The sequence below is a fragment of the Enterobacter sp. UPMP2061 genome (assembly GCF_053709615.1).
On sequence record NZ_JBSKJP010000003.1, the window covers coordinates 49,566 to 66,444 of the forward strand.

Consider the following 16,879-nt stretch of genomic DNA (forward strand, 5'->3'; position numbering starts at 1 on the left):
CATATTCTGTTCAAAAAAAAGCCCGCTGGGTAGCGGGCCGGGTATCTGTTTGCATTTCGCAGACGCGTGACACTGCCCGAAGATCAGGAAGTACGCCACCAACCGTGCAGAGCGAAATGTGCTGTCATTTTCAGATACCTTTCTCGTGTGAACTTGCGTACTAGTTAACTAGTTCGATGGCGTGTTGTCAACCCCTGATTTCAGTATTTCACGGTTAGTCGGTATCATAGGGGCTTCGGATGTCTCCAACCTGTTATGGGAAGTGCTTTGAGCGATACCACCTACGCCGTAATTTATGATTTACACAGCCATACGCAGGCTTCAGATGGCCTGCTGACACCCGAAGCCCTGGTCCATCGCGCCGTTGAAATGCGTGTCGGCACGCTGGCAATAACCGATCACGATACCACTGACGGCATTCCCGCCGCGCGCGCCGAGATTGCCCGCAGCGGACTGGCGCTGGATCTGGTGGCCGGGGTTGAGATCTCGACGGTCTGGGAAAACCACGAAATTCATATCGTTGGCCTGAATATCGATACAGAACATCCGGCCATGCGTGCTTTTTTGCAAGAACAAAAAACACGCCGCAATCAACGCGCGGAGATGATTGGCGAACGTCTGGAAAAAGCGCATATTCCCGGTGCGCTGGAAGGCGCGCGAACGCTGGCGAACGGTGGGGCGGTGACGCGCGGCCATTTCGCCCGTTTTCTGGTGGATGCCGGTAAGGCGACGACCATGGCGAATGTCTTTAAAAAGTATCTGGCGCGCGGGAAAACCGGATACGTTCCCCCACAGTGGTGTACAATAAAACAAGCTATTGATGTGATTCATCATTCTGGCGGTAAGGCCGTGCTGGCCCATCCGGGGCGGTATAATCTTTCTGCTAAATGGCTGAAAAGACTGCTGGCACACTTTGCCGACTGCGGCGGTGAGGCGATGGAAGTTGCCCAGTGTCAGCAGGCACCCAATGAGCGTTCGCAGCTTGCGACCTACGCCCGTCAGTTTGGTCTGCTTGGGTCACAGGGTTCAGATTTCCATCAGCCCTGCGCGTGGATTGAACTGGGGCGCAAGCTCTGGTTACCCGCGGGCGTTGAGCCTGTCTGGCAGCTCTGGGAACAGCCACAGCAAATTGAAGAGAGGGAAGTATGAGTCAGTTTTTCTATATCCATCCGGATAACCCCCAGCCACGTCTGATTAATCAGGCCGTGGAGATCGTCCGCAAAGGCGGCGTTATTGTCTACCCAACCGATTCTGGCTACGCGCTGGGCTGTAAAATTGAGGATAAAGGGGCGATGGAGCGCATCTGTCGCATCCGCCAGCTGCCGGATGGCCACAACTTCACCCTGATGTGTCGCGATCTCTCTGAGCTGTCGACCTATGCTTATGTTGATAACGTGGCCTTTCGTCTGATTAAAAACAACACGCCGGGTAACTACACCTTCATTCTGAAGGGGACAAAAGAGGTGCCGCGTCGTCTGTTGCAGGAAAAACGTAAAACCATCGGCATGCGCGTGCCGTCGAACCCGATTGCCCAGGCGCTACTGGAAACCCTCGGCGAGCCGATGCTCTCCACATCGCTGATGCTGCCGGGCAGTGAGTTTACCGAGTCCGACCCGGAAGAGATCAAAGATCGTCTGGAGAAGGTGGTGGAGCTGATTATTCATGGCGGCTATCTTGGCCAGCAGCCGACCACCGTGGTGGATCTCACCGAAGACGCGCCAGAAGTGATTCGTGAAGGCGTGGGCGATGTTAAGCCTTTCTTGTAAGGGTGTAAGCAGATATACTACGCGGCCATCAAAGCAGGGCGCCGCCCTGTTTTTGACCTGATTCGACGCCTGTGAAGGCGACACCTGAGGAAGCTCAATGAGCGAGAAGTTACAGAAAGTGCTGGCGCGCGCCGGCCACGGTTCGCGCCGTGAAATCGAAGCCATTATTGAAGCAGGCCGCGTGAGTGTGGACGGTAAAATCGCCACGCTCGGTGACCGCGTTGAAATCGTACCGGGGCTGAAGATCCGCATTGACGGCCATCTTATCTCCGTGAAAGAGTCTGCTGAACAGATCTGCCGCGTACTGGCTTACTACAAGCCGGAAGGCGAACTGTGTACCCGCAACGACCCGGAAGGTCGCCCGACGGTGTTTGACCGTCTGCCAAAATTGCGTGGCGCCCGCTGGATTGCCGTAGGGCGTCTGGACGTGAACACCTGCGGCCTGCTGCTGTTCACCACCGATGGTGAACTGGCAAACCGTCTGATGCACCCGAGTCGTGAAGTGGAACGTGAATACGCCGTTCGTGTTTTCGGCCAGGTTGATGAGAATAAACTGCGCGACCTGTCGCGTGGCGTTCAGCTGGAGGACGGCCCTGCGGCGTTCAAAACCATCAAGTTTACCGGTGGTGAAGGCATTAACCAGTGGTACAACGTTACCCTGACAGAGGGACGTAACCGCGAGGTGCGTCGACTGTGGGAAGCGGTCGGTGTCCAGGTGAGTCGCTTGATTCGCGTCCGCTATGGCGACATTCTGCTGCCGAAAGGCCTGCCACGTGGCGGCTATACCGAACTGGATCTGACGCAAACCAACTACCTGCGCGATCTGGTTGGCCTGACGCCAGAAACCACGTCGAAAGTGGCGGTAGAGAAAGATCGTCGTCGCATGAAGGCGAATCAAATCCGCCGTGCGGTGAAACGTCACAGCCAGGTCAGCAGCAATCGCCGCTCTGGCAGCCGTAATAACAACGGTTAATTGAAAAGCCCGGTGAATATACCGGGCTTTTTTTTTCAGTAATCAATCCCAATTTGCGCTTTGATACCCGCATCGAACGCATGCTTAACCGGACGCAGCTCGCTGACGGTATCGGCCAGCTCCAGAATGTCCCGATGACACCCGCGCCCCGTGACAATCGCCGTCTGGTGTGCAGGGCGGTTCCTGAGGGCCTCCAGCACGGCTTCCAGCGGCAGGTAGTCATACGCCACCATATAGGTGATCTCATCCAGCAACACCATGTTCAGCGACGGGTCTGAAAGCATTCTTTTGGCATGCTCCCAGACGGCGAGGCAGGCTGCGGTATCGGTTTCCCGGTTCTGGGTATCCCAGGTAAAACCGGTTGCCATTACCTGAAACTCAACGCCATGCGGCTCGAGCAGATTACGCTCGCCGTTGGGCCATTCACCCTTGATAAACTGGATCACGCCCACTTTCTGCCCATGCCCGACTGCGCGGGTGGCGGTCCCAAATGCGGCGGTGGTTTTGCCTTTGCCGTTGCCGGTGAACACGATTAGGATACCGCGCTCGTCCTGAGCGGCCGCCACGCGTGCATCAACCTGTTCTTTCAGACGCTGCTGGCGCTGCTGATGACGATCATCACTCATTGCGATATCCCCGGTTTGCGGCCTGGCTGGGCATCGAAGGTCATTCCGGTTTTGCGACGGCTGTCGTCACCCATCAGCCACAGGTAAAGGGGCATGATATCGGCCGGGGTTTTAAGCTTCTGCGGATCTTCTGTCGGGAAGGCGCTGGCGCGCATTTTGGTGCGCGTACCGCCTGGATTAATACAGTTAACCCGCAGGTGGCGGCTTTGGTACTCTTCGGCCAGCACCTGCATCATTCCTTCGGTGGCAAATTTTGAGACGGCGTAAGCCCCCCAGTTCGCACGCCCCTGACGCCCCACGCTGGAGGAGGTAAATACCAGCGAGCCGGAATCGGAGTTGAGTAATAAAGGAAGCAAGGCCTGGGTCAGGAAAAACGTCCCGTTGACGTTAACCTGCATCACCTGTTGCCAAATTTCCGGATCCTGTTCATCCATCGGGCGCACTTCGCCCAGTAACCCCGCGTTGTGCAGTACGCCGTCCAGACGCGGATAATGTGTGCTGATCCGCTGGGCAAGGGCCTGACATGACGCTGGCGTGCAGGTCAGCAGATCGAGCGTATACCAGGGCGTGGGGGTACCGCCGGCGTTTTCGATTTCACGGGCGACGGCCTTGAGCTTTTCTTCATTACGTCCCAGCAGAATAAGGCTCGCACCGTATTCAGAATAGGTCAGCGCCGCTTCGCGACCAATCCCGTCGCTGGCACCGGTAACCAGAATGATGCGGTTCTGTAGAAGGTTTTTTTGTGGCTGATAATGCACGGTGGCTCCTCAGGCGCATTGGGCGTGACTTGCACCTTTATTTATGACTTTTCGGCTTTATGCCCGAAACAGCGTCAGAATTCAATCAGTCTACAGGACAGAACGCTGGGAAATTAACAATTTGCAAAGATTTAAACCAGAAGCGGGGGATTCCTGAAGCCGCCTCGCAGAGGTAATGTCCAGAGCGAGACGCCTGCGCAGGGCTGTTGTACACTGGCGTGAAAGATTCGTGGTTAAATCAAGGTGGAACGCGTGGAATTACTTTCTCAGTATGGGTTGTTTTTGGCCAAAATCGCGACGGTGGTTATTGCTGTCGCGGTGATTGCCGTCCTGATTGTCAACCTGACGCAGCGTAAGCGTCAGCGTGGTGAGTTACGCATTACCCGCCTGAGCGAGCAGTATAAAGAGATGCAGGAGGAGATGTCTCTGGCGCTGCTTGACGACCATCAACAGAAGCTGTGGCTAAAAGCCCAGAAGAAAAAACATAAGCAGGACGCCAAAGCCGCGAAGGCGAAAGCTAAGCTCGCCACGCCACAGGCTGACGCAAAACCGCGCGTCTATGTGCTCGATTTTAAAGGTAGCATGGATGCGCATGAAGTCTCCTCTCTGCGTGAAGAAGTGACGGCGGTGCTGGCCGTGGCGACAGCCCAGGATCAGGTGGTGGTACGCCTTGAAAGCCCGGGCGGCGTAGTGCATGGGTATGGACTGGCGGCTTCGCAGTTACAACGTCTGCGGGATAAACAGATCCCGCTCACTGTTGCGGTAGATAAGGTCGCGGCGAGTGGCGGCTATATGATGGCGTGCGTGGCGGATAAAATCGTCGCGGCACCGTTCTCCATTATCGGCTCGATTGGGGTGGTCGCGCAGATCCCTAACTTCAATCGTTTCCTGAAAAATAAAGAGATCGACATCGAACTGCATACGGCGGGTCAGTACAAACGTACGCTGACGCTGCTCGGCGAAAATACCGAAGAGGGACGGCAGAAATTCCGGGAAGATCTGAACGAAACCCACCATCTGTTCAAAGATTTCGTGCACCGCATGCGCCCAACGCTGGACATTGAGCAGGTGGCTACGGGCGAGCACTGGTACGGCACGCAGGCGCAGGAGAAAGGGCTGGTGGATGAAGTGGGTACCAGCGACGACCTCCTGCTCAACCTGATGGAAGGCCGTGAGCTGGTGGGGGTGCGCTTCACCCGACGCAAGCGCCTGCTCGACCGTTTTACCAATAGCGCGGCAGAAAGCGCGGATCGCCTGCTGCTACGCTGGTTGCAGCGCGGCCAAAAGCCGCTGCTGTAAAGAAAAACGCGAGGCAGATGCCTCGCGTTTTCGTTTTAATCGACCAGGTGGTACTTCTCTGAGAGGGTATGCGCCAGGTATTTAAACATGTTAAACACGGCGGTGCTTTTCGGGGTGGGTAGCCCTTGTTCATCAAGGAAGTATTCACCGCTGAACACCAGCACGCCATTACGTTGTTCCACGCCAGTCGCTTCAATTCCCGCCAGGGTGTCTTCATGGTCGCGAATGAGTTTGTTTGCTTCGATAAGCAATGAAGCTCGGTCAATGGGTTGGGTCGTATTCTGCATATTCCACTCCTTAAACAGTGACAATAGTCTACGCCTGGGTCGCTTCGGGGGCAAATTTTCCCTGTTATCCGAGGGGATAAGAAACAGGGGCTGGCTGGCGGGATTTGCTTTTGCATGCTAATAAAGTTGCGTAACGAATTTTATCAGGTACAGTGTGCGCTTTCGTCATTCTGGCAACAGAATTGCTTGACATTCGACCGGGAATTCGTCACGAATGAACTTTGATGTGAGAAAAATACCCGAAAACTCAATGACCTGGATGTCGCCATTCTGACGTTCGGTAACACATAGGGGTTGATATCCCCTGACGATGTCGCAATATCAATGGCTCGTCGTCAGCGGAAGGGAAATCAACGTGCGGCGTATTCCTGGAAGAATTAAATTAGGTAAAGGTGAATATGGGTAAAGCTCTCGTCATCGTTGAGTCCCCGGCAAAAGCCAAAACGATCAATAAATATCTGGGCAATGACTACGTGGTTAAGTCCAGCGTTGGTCACATTCGCGATTTGCCGACCAGTGGCTCAGCCAGCAAAAAGAGCGCAGACTCTACCTCCACCAAAGGGGCTAAAAAGCCTAAAAAGGATGAACGTAGCGCGCTTGTCAACCGCATGGGTGTTAACCCATGGCACAACTGGGATGCACATTACGAAGTGCTGCCAGGCAAAGAAAAAGTCGTTAACGAGCTGAAACAGCTTGCTGAAAAAGCAGACCACATTTATCTCGCAACCGACCTTGACCGCGAAGGGGAGGCCATTGCATGGCACCTGCGGGAAGTGATCGGGGGTGATGACAAACGCTACAGCCGTGTAGTGTTCAACGAAATTACAAAGAATGCGATTCGTCAGGCGTTTGAAAAGCCGGGTGAACTGAATATCGACCGTGTTAACGCTCAGCAGGCGCGTCGCTTTATGGACCGCGTTGTAGGCTACATGGTCTCGCCGTTGCTGTGGAAAAAGGTCGCTCGCGGCCTGTCTGCGGGGCGTGTGCAGTCTGTGGCTGTTCGTCTTGTTGTTGAGCGTGAACGCGAGATCAAAGCGTTCGTCCCGGAAGAGTTCTGGGAAGTGGATGCGAATGTCACCACGCCGGGCGGCGATGCGCTGCCGTTGCAGGTGAGCCATCACAACGACAAACCGTTCCGTCCTGAAAATCGCGATCAGACCATGGCCGCCGTGGCGCTGCTGGAAAAAGCGCGTTATCAGGTTCTGGATCGTGAAGATAAACCAACCAGCAGCAAGCCTGGCGCACCGTTTATCACGTCAACTCTCCAGCAGGCGGCAAGTACCCGTCTGGGTTACGGCGTGAAGAAAACCATGATGATGGCCCAGCGCTTGTATGAAGCGGGTTACATCACCTACATGCGTACTGACTCCACCAACCTGAGCCAGGACGCTGTCAACATGGTGCGTGGCTATATCGAGGACAACTTCGGTAAGAAATACCTGCCGGACGGGCCTAATCAGTACGCCAGCAAAGAGAATTCTCAGGAAGCGCACGAAGCGATTCGTCCTTCTGACGTTTCCGTTCTGGCTGAATCGCTGAAAGATATGGAAGCGGACGCCCAGAAGCTGTATCAGCTGATCTGGCGCCAGTTCGTAGCCTGCCAGATGACGCCAGCGAAATACGACTCCACCACGCTGACCGTCGGCGCGGGTGATTTCCGCCTGAAAGCGCGCGGCCGCATTCTGCGCTTCGACGGCTGGACAAAAGTGATGCCAGCGTTGCGTAAAGGTGATGAAGACAGAACGCTGCCTTCAGTCAACAAAGGTGACGAGCTGTCGCTGGTTGATCTGGTCCCGGCTCAGCACTTCACCAAGCCACCTGCGCGCTTCAGCGAAGCATCGCTGGTGAAAGAGCTGGAAAAACGCGGCATCGGTCGCCCGTCCACCTATGCGTCAATTATTTCGACCATTCAGGATCGTGGATACGTTCGCGTCGAGAACCGTCGTTTCTATGCTGAAAAAATGGGTGAGATTGTCACCGACCGTCTGGAAGCGAACTTCCGTGAGTTGATGAACTATGACTTCACCGCGCAGATGGAAGACAGCCTCGATGAGGTTGCCAGCCATAAGGCAGAATGGAAGAAAGTTCTCGACAGCTTCTTCAGCGATTTTACCAATCAGCTTGAGAAAGCCGAGAAAGATCCTGAAGAGGGCGGCATGCTGCCTAACCAGATGGTACTGACGAGCATCGACTGCCCAACCTGTGGCCGTAAAATGGGGATCCGTACCGCGACCACGGGCGTGTTCCTCGGTTGCTCTGGCTATGCGCTGTCGCCGAAAGAGCGTTGCAAAACCACCATCAACCTCGTGCCGGAGAACGAAGTTCTCAACGTGCTGGAAGGTGACGATGCGGAGACCAACGCACTGCGCGCCAAACGCCGCTGTAAGAAATGCGGCACGGCGATGGACAGCTACCTGATCGATCCAAAACGCAAACTGCACGTTTGTGGCAATAACCCGACCTGCGATGGTTATGAGATCGAAGAAGGTGAGTTCCGTATTAAGGGCTATGACGGTCCAATCGTTGAGTGTGAGAAATGTGGTTCCGAAATGCACCTGAAAATGGGACGCTTCGGTAAGTACATGGCATGCACCAACGACGACTGTAAAAACACGCGTAAGATCCTGCGTAACGGTGAAGTTGCGCCGCCGAAGGAAGATCCGGTTCCGCTTCCTGAGCTGCCGTGCGAGAAGTCAGACGCGTATTTCGTGCTGCGTGACGGTGCTGCCGGGGTATTCCTGGCGGCCAACACCTTCCCGAAATCGCGCGAAACCCGTGCGCCGCTGGTAGAAGAGCTGTACCGCTTCCGCGACCGTCTGCCGGAGAAACTGCGTTACCTGGCCGATGCGCCACAGCAGGATCCGGAAGGCAACAAAACCGTGGTGCGCTTCAGCCGTAAAACGAAGCAGCAGTACGTGGCGGCAGAGAAAGAGGGCAAAGCGACCGGATGGTCAGCCTTCTTTGTCGACGGGAAATGGGTTGAAGGCAAGAAATAATCTTCCCTTACCGTAACTTACCTGTAAAAGGGCCGGACTTCCGGCCCTTTTTTATTACGTAGTTATTATTTTTTGTTCCGTACTATACAGCCTGGCTATAAATGATATAGTGGTTATAGTTAACCCGTTTCTTATTATCAAATCGTCTTAAGCGATTGACGCATGCGCTAAATCGGATGGTCTGGCATGAAATTACAGCAGCTTCGCTATATCGTTGAGGTCGTCAATCATAACCTCAATGTCTCTTCCACCGCAGAAGGTCTTTATACCTCTCAGCCCGGCATCAGTAAGCAGGTGCGTATGCTGGAGGATGAGTTAGGTATTCAGATATTTGCCCGCAGCGGTAAGCACCTGACACAGGTCACCCCGGCAGGACAGGAAATCATACGCATCGCACGGGAAGTGCTCTCCAAAGTCGACGCCATTAAATCCGTCGCCGGGGAACATACCTGGCCGGATAAAGGCTCTCTGTATATTGCCACCACGCATACACAGGCGCGTTATGCGCTTCCCGGGGTGATCAAAGGCTTCATAGAACGCTATCCCCGCGTTTCCCTGCATATGCATCAGGGCTCACCGACGCAAATCGCAGAGGCCGTGTCTAAAGGCAATGCAGACTTCGCTATCGCGACGGAAGCGCTCCATCTGTACGATGATCTGGTCATGCTCCCGTGCTACCACTGGAACCGCTCTATTGTCGTGACCCCGGATCACCCGCTGGCGGGGAAGGGCGAAGTGACAATCGAAGAACTGGCGCAATACCCGCTGGTGACCTATACGTTCGGCTTTACGGGCCGGTCTGAACTGGACACCGCGTTTAACCGCGCCGGATTAACGCCACGGATTGTCTTTACGGCGACGGATGCGGACGTCATAAAAACGTATGTACGTCTGGGCCTGGGCGTTGGGGTTATTGCCAGCATGGCGGTGGATCCTGTCTCAGACCCGGATCTGGTGCGTCTGGATGCGCATGATATTTTCAGCCACAGCACCACCAAGATAGGTTTTCGTCGCAGCACGTTCCTGCGCAGCTATATGTATGATTTTATTCAACGCTTTGCGCCACATTTAACGCGCGATGTGGTGGATACAGCTGTGGCGTTACGCTCCAATGAAGACATCGAAGAGATGTTTAAAGACATTAAACTTCCCGCCAAATAATCACTCCCGGTATCTTTCTCTTGCGGAAAGATACCGTCATTCCGCTTTAAACCTGAATTAGAATTATCATCATCTACGCCCACTGTCATATATCGTCATAACCCATTTGATGACTATGGTTTTACTGTCGCAAATTTGCGACAAAAGTAGAAACTAATTTACAGCTGTGCAAATTATTCTTTTCAATTATTTATTTCGGGTCAAAAGATTGAATTTTCCCGGGCTCGGATACGTAAATTCACTGGCTTTTCGGCTAAAGTTTCTTTAGGATTTATCTCATCAGATGATTACTTGTGCCAATTGTTTGGTCTCTAAATGATAAGCGATATCGATTGTATGAGGTTAGCAATGCCGTCAGGAAGTGAAGAACCGCAAAGGGATCCCGCGCTTAAGCGTAAAGCCTGGCTGGCGGTCTTTCTTGGCTCTGCCCTGTTCTGGGTGGTGGTTGCTCTTCTTGTCTGGAATTACTGGGGTTGATTATGGTCATGACGGTGCGTACAGAAGCGAGAAAAGAGATGTGTCAGCTTCGTGACAATGCTCACAAAGCCCGTAAGGCGCCAGCAACCAGCGTGCCAGCTTCCTGGAAACTGACGCCGCAGCAGCAGGCCTTTATTGATGTGTTCGCGGAAGACGAACCCAAAAAACAATAATTTTGATTTTTGCGTAATGATGCAAATAGTCTGAATATAGACTGTGCACTTTTGTACTCCTTAATAAATACACATCAGCAATATAGAACGAGGGCAGACCTCGCAACCTTAAATAATTAAAGACTGGTGTCCCTATGATGAATAACATGACAACCGTAAAATACTGGTCATGGCTCGGCGTATTCTCAGCGTCGATCCTCTTCTGGTGTCAGCTCCTCTGGCTGGCCCTGCACTAAATCGTAAAACCTCGCCACGGCGGGGTTTTTTGTTTTATCCCTCGCGTTGGACCATTCCTAAATTTATCAATTTGGGTTGTTATCAAAACGTTACGACATCTTTGTGTTATCTTTAATTACAGCCCTGATGATTGTCAGGACATCCCTGTTTTTAAGGAGGAGCTTATGTCGTTAACCCTACGCGAAGCCAGTAAGGACACATTACAGGCGGAAAATAAAACCTGGCGCTACTACAGCTTACCGCTGGCTGCCAGAACGCTTGGGGACATTTCGCGGTTACCCAAGTCGTTGAAAGTATTACTGGAAAACCTCTTGCGCTGGCAGGATGGCGACTCGGTTACCGAGGAGGATATCCAGGCTCTAGCAGGGTGGCTGAAAAATGCTCATGCAGACAGAGAAATTGCCTATCGCCCGGCCAGAGTGCTGATGCAGGATTTCACCGGCGTGCCAGCGGTGGTGGATTTGGCAGCTATGCGTGAAGCCGTTAAGCGTCTCGGGGGCGATACAGCTAAGGTTAACCCCTTGTCCCCGGTAGACCTCGTCATTGACCACTCCGTCACCGTCGATCACTTTGGTGACGACGATGCTTTCGGCGAAAACGTCCGTCTGGAGATGGAACGTAACCATGAACGCTACGTATTTCTGAAATGGGGTCAGCAGGCGTTCAGCCGCTTCAGCGTTGTTCCACCGGGCACTGGCATTTGTCACCAGGTCAACCTGGAATATCTTGGCAAAGCCGTCTGGAGTGAATTGCAGGATAAAGAGTGGGTGGCTTACCCTGATACGCTGGTGGGCACCGATTCACACACCACCATGATTAACGGCCTTGGCGTTCTGGGCTGGGGCGTCGGTGGTATTGAAGCGGAAGCGGCCATGCTCGGCCAGCCGGTATCAATGCTCATTCCCGATGTGGTGGGCTTTAAGCTGACCGGTAAATTGTCCGAAGGCATTACCGCCACGGATCTGGTTCTGACGGTCACCCAGATGCTGCGTAAGCATGGCGTGGTGGGCAAATTCGTTGAATTTTATGGCGATGGTCTGGATTCACTGCCGCTGGCGGACCGGGCCACCATCGCCAACATGGCGCCGGAATATGGCGCGACTTGCGGCTTTTTCCCGATTGATAGCGTTACGCTGGAGTATATGCGCCTCAGTGGTCGCAGCGAGGAGCAGGTGGCTCTCGTTGAGGCCTACACCAAAGCGCAGGGCATGTGGCGTAACCCGGGTGACGAGCCGGTATTTACCAGTACGCTGGAGCTGGATATGGGCACAGTTGAGGCAAGCCTCGCAGGGCCAAAACGTCCGCAGGACCGCGTCGCCCTGAGCAACGTTCCGAAAGCCTTTGCCGCCAGCAATGAGCTGGAAGTTAACGCCGCACAAAAAGATCACCGTCCGGTGGACTATGTTCTGAACGGGCATCAGTATCAGCTCCCTGACGGCGCCGTGGTGATCGCCGCTATCACTTCCTGTACCAACACGTCCAACCCGAGTGTGTTAATGGCTGCCGGGCTGCTGGCAAAAAAAGCGGTAGAGCTGGGGCTCAAGCCACAGCCTTGGGTTAAAGCCTCCCTGGCGCCTGGTTCGAAAGTGGTATCCGATTACCTGGCACAGGCCAGACTCACGCCTTACCTCGACGAGCTGGGCTTTAACCTGGTGGGCTACGGCTGTACGACCTGCATCGGTAACTCTGGTCCACTGCCTGAACCTATTGAAATGGCGATCAAGCAGGGGGATTTGACCGTTGGCGCGGTACTTTCCGGTAACCGAAACTTTGAAGGGCGTATTCATCCGCTAGTGAAAACCAACTGGCTGGCCTCGCCGCCGCTGGTTGTAGCCTATGCGCTGGCCGGAAACATGAACATTAACCTGGCGACCGATCCGATTGGTCACGATCGCAAAAATGAACCGGTCTATCTGAAAGACATCTGGCCATCATCGCGCGAAATTGCGCGCGCGGTAGAGAAAGTTTCCACCGAGATGTTCCGCAAAGAGTATGCGGAAGTGTTCGAAGGCACAGCGGAATGGAAAGCGATCGACGTGGTGGGTTCCGATACCTATGACTGGCAGGATGATTCCACCTATATTCGCCTGTCGCCATTCTTCGACGAAATGCTGGCGGAGCCTGCACCGCTGAAAGATATTCACGGCGCGCGCATTCTGGCGATGCTTGGCGATTCCGTCACCACCGACCATATCTCCCCTGCGGGTAGCATCAAGGCGGACAGTCCGGCAGGTCGGTATCTGCAAAGTCGTGGCGTGGAACGTCGCGATTTCAACTCCTACGGTTCGCGCCGCGGTAACCACGAAGTGATGATGCGCGGGACCTTTGCCAACATCCGCATTCGCAATGAAATGGTCCCAGGCGTGGAAGGGGGTATGACGCGCCACCTGCCGGATACAGAGGTCATTTCAATTTATGACGCAGCCATGAAGTATCAGCAGCAGGGTACGCCGCTGGCCGTTATTGCCGGTAAAGAGTACGGCTCCGGTTCCAGTCGCGACTGGGCGGCAAAAGGTCCGCGTCTGCTCGGGGTTCGCGTGGTGATTGCCGAATCCTTTGAACGTATCCACCGCTCAAACCTGATCGGGATGGGGATCCTGCCGCTGGAGTTCCCGCAGGGTGTAACGCGTAAAACGCTGGGTTTGACCGGGGAAGAGCAGATTGATATCAGCGGTCTGCAAAATCTGCAACCGGGTAAAACCGTTCCGGTGAAGTTAACGCGCGCAGATGGAACGACAGAAGTGCTGGATTGCCGGTGTCGTATTGATACGGCAACAGAGCTGACCTATTATCAGAACGACGGCATTTTACATTATGTGATTCGTAAGATGCTGGACTGATCAAACTCGCCCGGCACATGTGCCGGGCGTTTTGCGTTTACTCGCTCAGCAGATGCCCCATTTTGGCAGCTTTGGTATCGAGGTAGTGCGCGTTTTTCGGGTTGCGGCCGACAATCAGCGGTACGCGTTCCACAATATTGATGCCCGCTTCAGTGAGGATTTCCACTTTTTTCGGGTTATTGGTCAACAGACGCACTTCGTCCACGCCCAGCAGCTTGAACATATCCGCGCACAGGGTGAAATCGCGCTCGTCAGCAGCAAAGCCGAGCTGATGGTTCGCTTCGACGGTATCGTAGCCCTGATCCTGCAACGCATAGGCGCGGATTTTATTCAGCAGGCCAATATTGCGACCTTCCTGACGGTGATACAGCAGAACGCCACGTCCTTCCTCTGCGATATGAGAAAGGGCGGCTTCAAGCTGAAAACCGCAGTCGCAGCGCAGGCTGAACAGCGCGTCACCGGTCAGACACTCTGAATGAACGCGGGACAGCACCGGCGTTTGCCCCGAAATGTCGCCGAACACCAGGGCGACGTGATCTTGCCCGGTTGCCAGTTCTTCAAAACCCACCATCAGGAAATCGCCCCATGGGGTTGGCAGTTTGGCTTCTGCCACACGTTTAAGCTGCATGTGATTCTCCAGACCAGGCTGACACGTTTCGTGCCTTTGCCCATTATGCTTTCTGTATCGGACTATTTTGCCACAAGCCCGGCAACTTCACCTAATCACCACCACGCTTTACAAACGTTAAACGCACAATCCGACATATCCACCAGAATGATGAAATTCAGTTATGATTGTGGTGCTTAGTGAAAAAGGAGAGGACATGCTTTCAATTGCCAGACGAACGGCCGCAGGAGCCGCCGTATTGCTCGTTATACCCCTGGTCGTTTGGTTCTCCGGCTGGATGTGGCAGCCCGGACAAAACGAGACGTGGCTGAAAGCCTTATACTGGATAACCGAGACGGTCACCCAGCCGTGGGGGATTATTACGCACGTGTTGCTCTGTGGTTGGTTCCTGTGGTGCCTGCGCTTTCGCCTTCGCGCGGCGCTGGTACTGTTCGCTATTCTCGGCGGCGCCATACTTATCGGGCAAGGGGTGAAGTCGTGGGTCAAGGATCGCGTGCAGGAACCCCGTCCTTTCGTCGTCTGGCTGGAAAAAACGCATCATGTTCCGGTGGATGAGTTCTACAATTTAAAGCGTAAAGATCGCGGTGCGTTGGTAAAGGAGCAGCTTGCAGAACAGCAGGATATCCCGACCTTTTTACGCAAACACTGGCAAAAAGAGACCGGCTTTGCGTTTCCTTCCGGGCATACGATGTTTGCTGCCAGCTGGGCGCTACTTGGCGTGGGACTGCTGTGGCCGCGTCGGCGTACCCTCACGATTGCGATTTTGCTGGTCTGGGCGACAGGCGTAATGGGCAGCCGGATGCTGCTGGGGATGCACTGGCCGCGTGATTTGGTGGTTGCAACGCTGATCTCGTGGGTACTGGTGACGCTGGCGACCTGGCTTGCACAACGTTTTTGTGGACCATTGACGCCGCCGCCGGAAGAGAAGGAAGAAATAGCCGAAAGGGAGTCTGGCGGAACCTGAAGGTTGATATTCCGCATTTTGACCATAAATCCATGTAGGGCGCGTTACTTTTTCCATTTCGCGCCCGCCACTAAAATGGTAGCTTATAAGGCTGATTGCAGTGAGTTGAACACGCTTTATACGCTCGAACCACATTACGGGAAGTCATGTGAAATATTTACTCATTTTCTTACTGGTGTTGGCGATTTTTGTCATTTCAGTCACATTGGGCGCGCAAAACGATCAACAGGTAAGTTTTAACTATCTGCTGGCGCAGGGCGAGTACCGGGTGTCGAGCCTGCTGGCGGTGTTATTCGCGGCGGGTTTTGTCATCGGCTGGCTTGTATGCGGCCTGTTCTGGCTTAAGGTTCGTGTTTCTCTTGTTCGCGCTGAACGTAAAATTAAACGACTTGAACATCAACTTACGCCTGCGTCTGACATTCCGGCGAGCTCTGGTGTGCCGGTAGTCAAGGAATAATCGAATATGCTGGAGTTGTTGTTTCTGCTTTTGCCTGTCGCCGCAGCCTATGGCTGGTATATGGGCCGCAGAAGCGCGCAACAAACAAAACAGGATGAAGCAAACCGACTCTCCCGTGACTACGTAGCGGGGGTGAACTTCCTGCTGAGCAATCAGCAGGATAAAGCGGTGGATCTGTTCCTCGACATGCTCAAAGAGGATACCGGCACCGTAGAGGCGCATCTCACCCTGGGAAACCTGTTCCGCTCGCGCGGAGAGGTTGACCGTGCCATTCGTATCCACCAGACCCTGATGGAAAGCGCTTCGTTGACCTATGAGCAACGGTTGCTGGCCGTGCAGCAGCTTGGGCGGGATTACATGGCCGCGGGGCTTTACGATCGCGCCGAGGATATGTTCTCTCAGCTGGTGGATGAGACGGACTTCCGTATCGGTGCGCTTCAGCAGCTTCTGCAAATCTACCAGGCCACCAGCGACTGGCAAAAAGCGATTGATACCGCCGAACGGCTGGTCAAACTCGGTAAAGACAAACAACGCGTCGAAATTGCCCACTTCTATTGCGAGTTGGCTCTCCAGCAGATGGGTAGCGATGACATGGATAAAGCCATGGCATTGTTAAAGAAAGGCGCTGCGGCCGATCGCAACAGCGCGCGCATCTCAATCATGATGGGGCGGGTCTTTATGGCTAACGGTGATTACGCCAAAGCCGTGGAGAGCCTGCTTCGCGTTATCGATCAGGACAAAGAGCTGGTCAGCGAAACGCTGGAAATGCTGCAAACCTGCTATCAGCAGTTAGGTAAGCAGGACGAGTGGGTTGCGTTTCTGCGTCGCTGCGTTGAAGAAAACACCGGTGCCACAGCCGAACTGATGCTGTCAGATGTCGTCGAAGAGCACGAAGGGAGTGATACCGCCCAGGTATACATTACCCGTCAGTTGCAGCGTCATCCTACCATGCGGGTATTCCATAAGCTGATGGATTACCACCTTAATGACGCAGAAGAAGGGCGCGCTAAAGAGAGCCTGATGGTGCTGCGAGACATGGTGGGTGAACAGGTGCGCAGCAAACCGCGCTATCGCTGCCAGAAATGCGGCTTCACCGCCTATTCGCTTTACTGGCATTGCCCTTCCTGCCGGGCGTGGTCAACCATTAAGCCAATCCGAGGTCTGGACGGGCAGTGATTTTTAAAACGCCGCATTTTAGTTACAACATACTAATGGTTGTAGTAATTTCATCAGCACC

Annotated in this window: 18 protein-coding genes and 1 other annotated feature; of the genes, 13 read left to right on the forward strand and 5 right to left on the reverse strand. The window is 54.0% G+C overall.

The features are described from left to right. Positions 1 to 12 precede the first annotated feature (12 nt). Positions 13 to 107: a sequence feature (Trp leader region), on the reverse strand. Beyond that, positions 84 to 128 (reverse strand): trp operon leader peptide, encoded by a 45-nt coding sequence (gene trpL, locus ACWKXX_RS09025; protein ID WP_071524153.1) that lies wholly within the window; start codon positions 126 to 128, stop codon positions 84 to 86. Its footprint overlaps the feature before it by 24 nt. Positions 129 to 255: 127 nt before the next feature. On the opposite strand from trpL, the gene rnm reads away from it, so the two are divergent. The 3 genes from rnm (at position 256) to rluB (ending at position 2,739) form a co-directional block, all read left to right on the forward strand. After that, positions 256 to 1,149: an RNase RNM gene (rnm, locus tag ACWKXX_RS09030; RefSeq protein WP_023296717.1), complete on the forward strand. Its 894-nt coding sequence runs from the start codon at positions 256 to 258 to the stop codon at positions 1,147 to 1,149. Then, positions 1,146 to 1,766: an L-threonylcarbamoyladenylate synthase gene (locus ACWKXX_RS09035; RefSeq protein WP_003856793.1), complete on the forward strand. Its 621-nt coding sequence runs from the start codon at positions 1,146 to 1,148 to the stop codon at positions 1,764 to 1,766. Before rnm ends, ACWKXX_RS09035 begins: the two co-directional genes overlap by 4 nt. Positions 1,767 to 1,863: 97 nt before the next feature. Beyond that, the gene (rluB, locus tag ACWKXX_RS09040) at positions 1,864 to 2,739 is read left to right on the forward strand and encodes a 23S rRNA pseudouridine(2605) synthase RluB (protein WP_003856794.1); all 876 of its coding nucleotides are present in this window, start codon (positions 1,864 to 1,866) and stop codon (positions 2,737 to 2,739) included. A 35-nt stretch (positions 2,740 to 2,774) separates the two neighbouring features. Here the strand turns inward: rluB and cobO are convergent, their stop codons facing one another. Beyond that, positions 2,775 to 3,365: a cob(I)yrinic acid a,c-diamide adenosyltransferase gene (gene cobO, locus ACWKXX_RS09045; protein WP_015570385.1), complete on the reverse strand. Its 591-nt coding sequence runs from the start codon at positions 3,363 to 3,365 to the stop codon at positions 2,775 to 2,777. Then, positions 3,362 to 4,123 (reverse strand): YciK family oxidoreductase, encoded by a 762-nt coding sequence (locus ACWKXX_RS09050; protein ID WP_017384219.1) that lies wholly within the window; start codon positions 4,121 to 4,123, stop codon positions 3,362 to 3,364. Before ACWKXX_RS09050 ends, cobO begins: the two co-directional genes overlap by 4 nt. A 252-nt stretch (positions 4,124 to 4,375) precedes the next feature. Here ACWKXX_RS09050 and sohB point away from each other — a divergent pair, with 252 nt between their 5' ends. Then, the gene (gene sohB, locus ACWKXX_RS09055; protein WP_023296716.1) at positions 4,376 to 5,422 is read left to right on the forward strand and encodes a protease SohB; all 1,047 of its coding nucleotides are present in this window, start codon (positions 4,376 to 4,378) and stop codon (positions 5,420 to 5,422) included. A 35-nt stretch (positions 5,423 to 5,457) separates the two neighbouring features. Here sohB and ACWKXX_RS09060 read toward each other — a convergent pair whose 3' ends face one another. Next, complete coding sequence (locus tag ACWKXX_RS09060; protein WP_003856804.1) at positions 5,458 to 5,709, reverse strand: YciN family protein; 252 nt, start codon at positions 5,707 to 5,709, stop codon at positions 5,458 to 5,460. A 398-nt stretch (positions 5,710 to 6,107) separates the two neighbouring features. Between ACWKXX_RS09060 and topA the strand changes: the two genes are divergently transcribed. The 6 genes from topA (at position 6,108) to acnA (ending at position 13,593) form a co-directional block, all read left to right on the forward strand. After that, entirely contained in the window at positions 6,108 to 8,705 is a 2,598-nt protein-coding gene (gene topA, locus ACWKXX_RS09065; RefSeq protein WP_017384217.1) for a type I DNA topoisomerase, read from the forward strand. A 186-nt stretch (positions 8,706 to 8,891) separates the two neighbouring features. Beyond that, a complete protein-coding gene (gene cysB, locus ACWKXX_RS09070; protein WP_006810844.1) occupies positions 8,892 to 9,866 on the forward strand; it encodes an HTH-type transcriptional regulator CysB in 975 nt (324 codons plus the stop codon). Positions 9,867 to 10,202: 336 nt separating this feature from the next. Beyond that, a complete protein-coding gene (locus ACWKXX_RS09075; protein WP_213083754.1) occupies positions 10,203 to 10,343 on the forward strand; it encodes a YmiA family putative membrane protein in 141 nt (46 codons plus the stop codon). Positions 10,344 to 10,351: 8 nt separating this feature from the next. Continuing rightward, positions 10,352 to 10,516, forward strand: a complete 165-nt coding sequence (locus tag ACWKXX_RS09080; RefSeq protein ID WP_162183706.1) for a hypothetical protein — start codon at positions 10,352 to 10,354, stop codon at positions 10,514 to 10,516. A gap of 137 nt (positions 10,517 to 10,653) precedes the next feature. Continuing rightward, positions 10,654 to 10,752 (forward strand): small membrane protein YmiC, encoded by a 99-nt coding sequence (gene ymiC / locus ACWKXX_RS09085; RefSeq protein ID WP_032103392.1) that lies wholly within the window; start codon positions 10,654 to 10,656, stop codon positions 10,750 to 10,752. A gap of 165 nt (positions 10,753 to 10,917) precedes the next feature. Continuing rightward, a complete protein-coding gene (gene acnA, locus ACWKXX_RS09090; RefSeq protein WP_017693321.1) occupies positions 10,918 to 13,593 on the forward strand; it encodes an aconitate hydratase AcnA in 2,676 nt (891 codons plus the stop codon). 37 nt (positions 13,594 to 13,630) lie between these two features. On the opposite strand, the gene ribA is transcribed toward acnA, so the two are convergent. Further along, positions 13,631 to 14,221: a GTP cyclohydrolase II gene (gene ribA, locus ACWKXX_RS09095; protein WP_003856813.1), complete on the reverse strand. Its 591-nt coding sequence runs from the start codon at positions 14,219 to 14,221 to the stop codon at positions 13,631 to 13,633. A gap of 196 nt (positions 14,222 to 14,417) precedes the next feature. Between ribA and pgpB the strand changes: the two genes are divergently transcribed. From pgpB to lapB, 3 genes are all read left to right on the forward strand, one after another. Further along, entirely contained in the window at positions 14,418 to 15,185 is a 768-nt protein-coding gene (pgpB, locus tag ACWKXX_RS09100; protein WP_003856815.1) for a phosphatidylglycerophosphatase B, read from the forward strand. Between the two features lie 148 nt (positions 15,186 to 15,333). After that, complete coding sequence (locus ACWKXX_RS09105) at positions 15,334 to 15,642, forward strand: LapA family protein (protein ID WP_003856817.1); 309 nt, start codon at positions 15,334 to 15,336, stop codon at positions 15,640 to 15,642. A 6-nt stretch (positions 15,643 to 15,648) separates the two neighbouring features. Beyond that, positions 15,649 to 16,818 carry a lipopolysaccharide assembly protein LapB gene (gene lapB, locus ACWKXX_RS09110; protein ID WP_003856819.1) on the forward strand — a complete coding sequence of 390 codons (1,170 nt, stop codon included), beginning with the start codon at positions 15,649 to 15,651 and terminating at the stop codon, positions 16,816 to 16,818. The last annotated feature ends 61 nt before the right edge of the window (positions 16,819 to 16,879 follow it).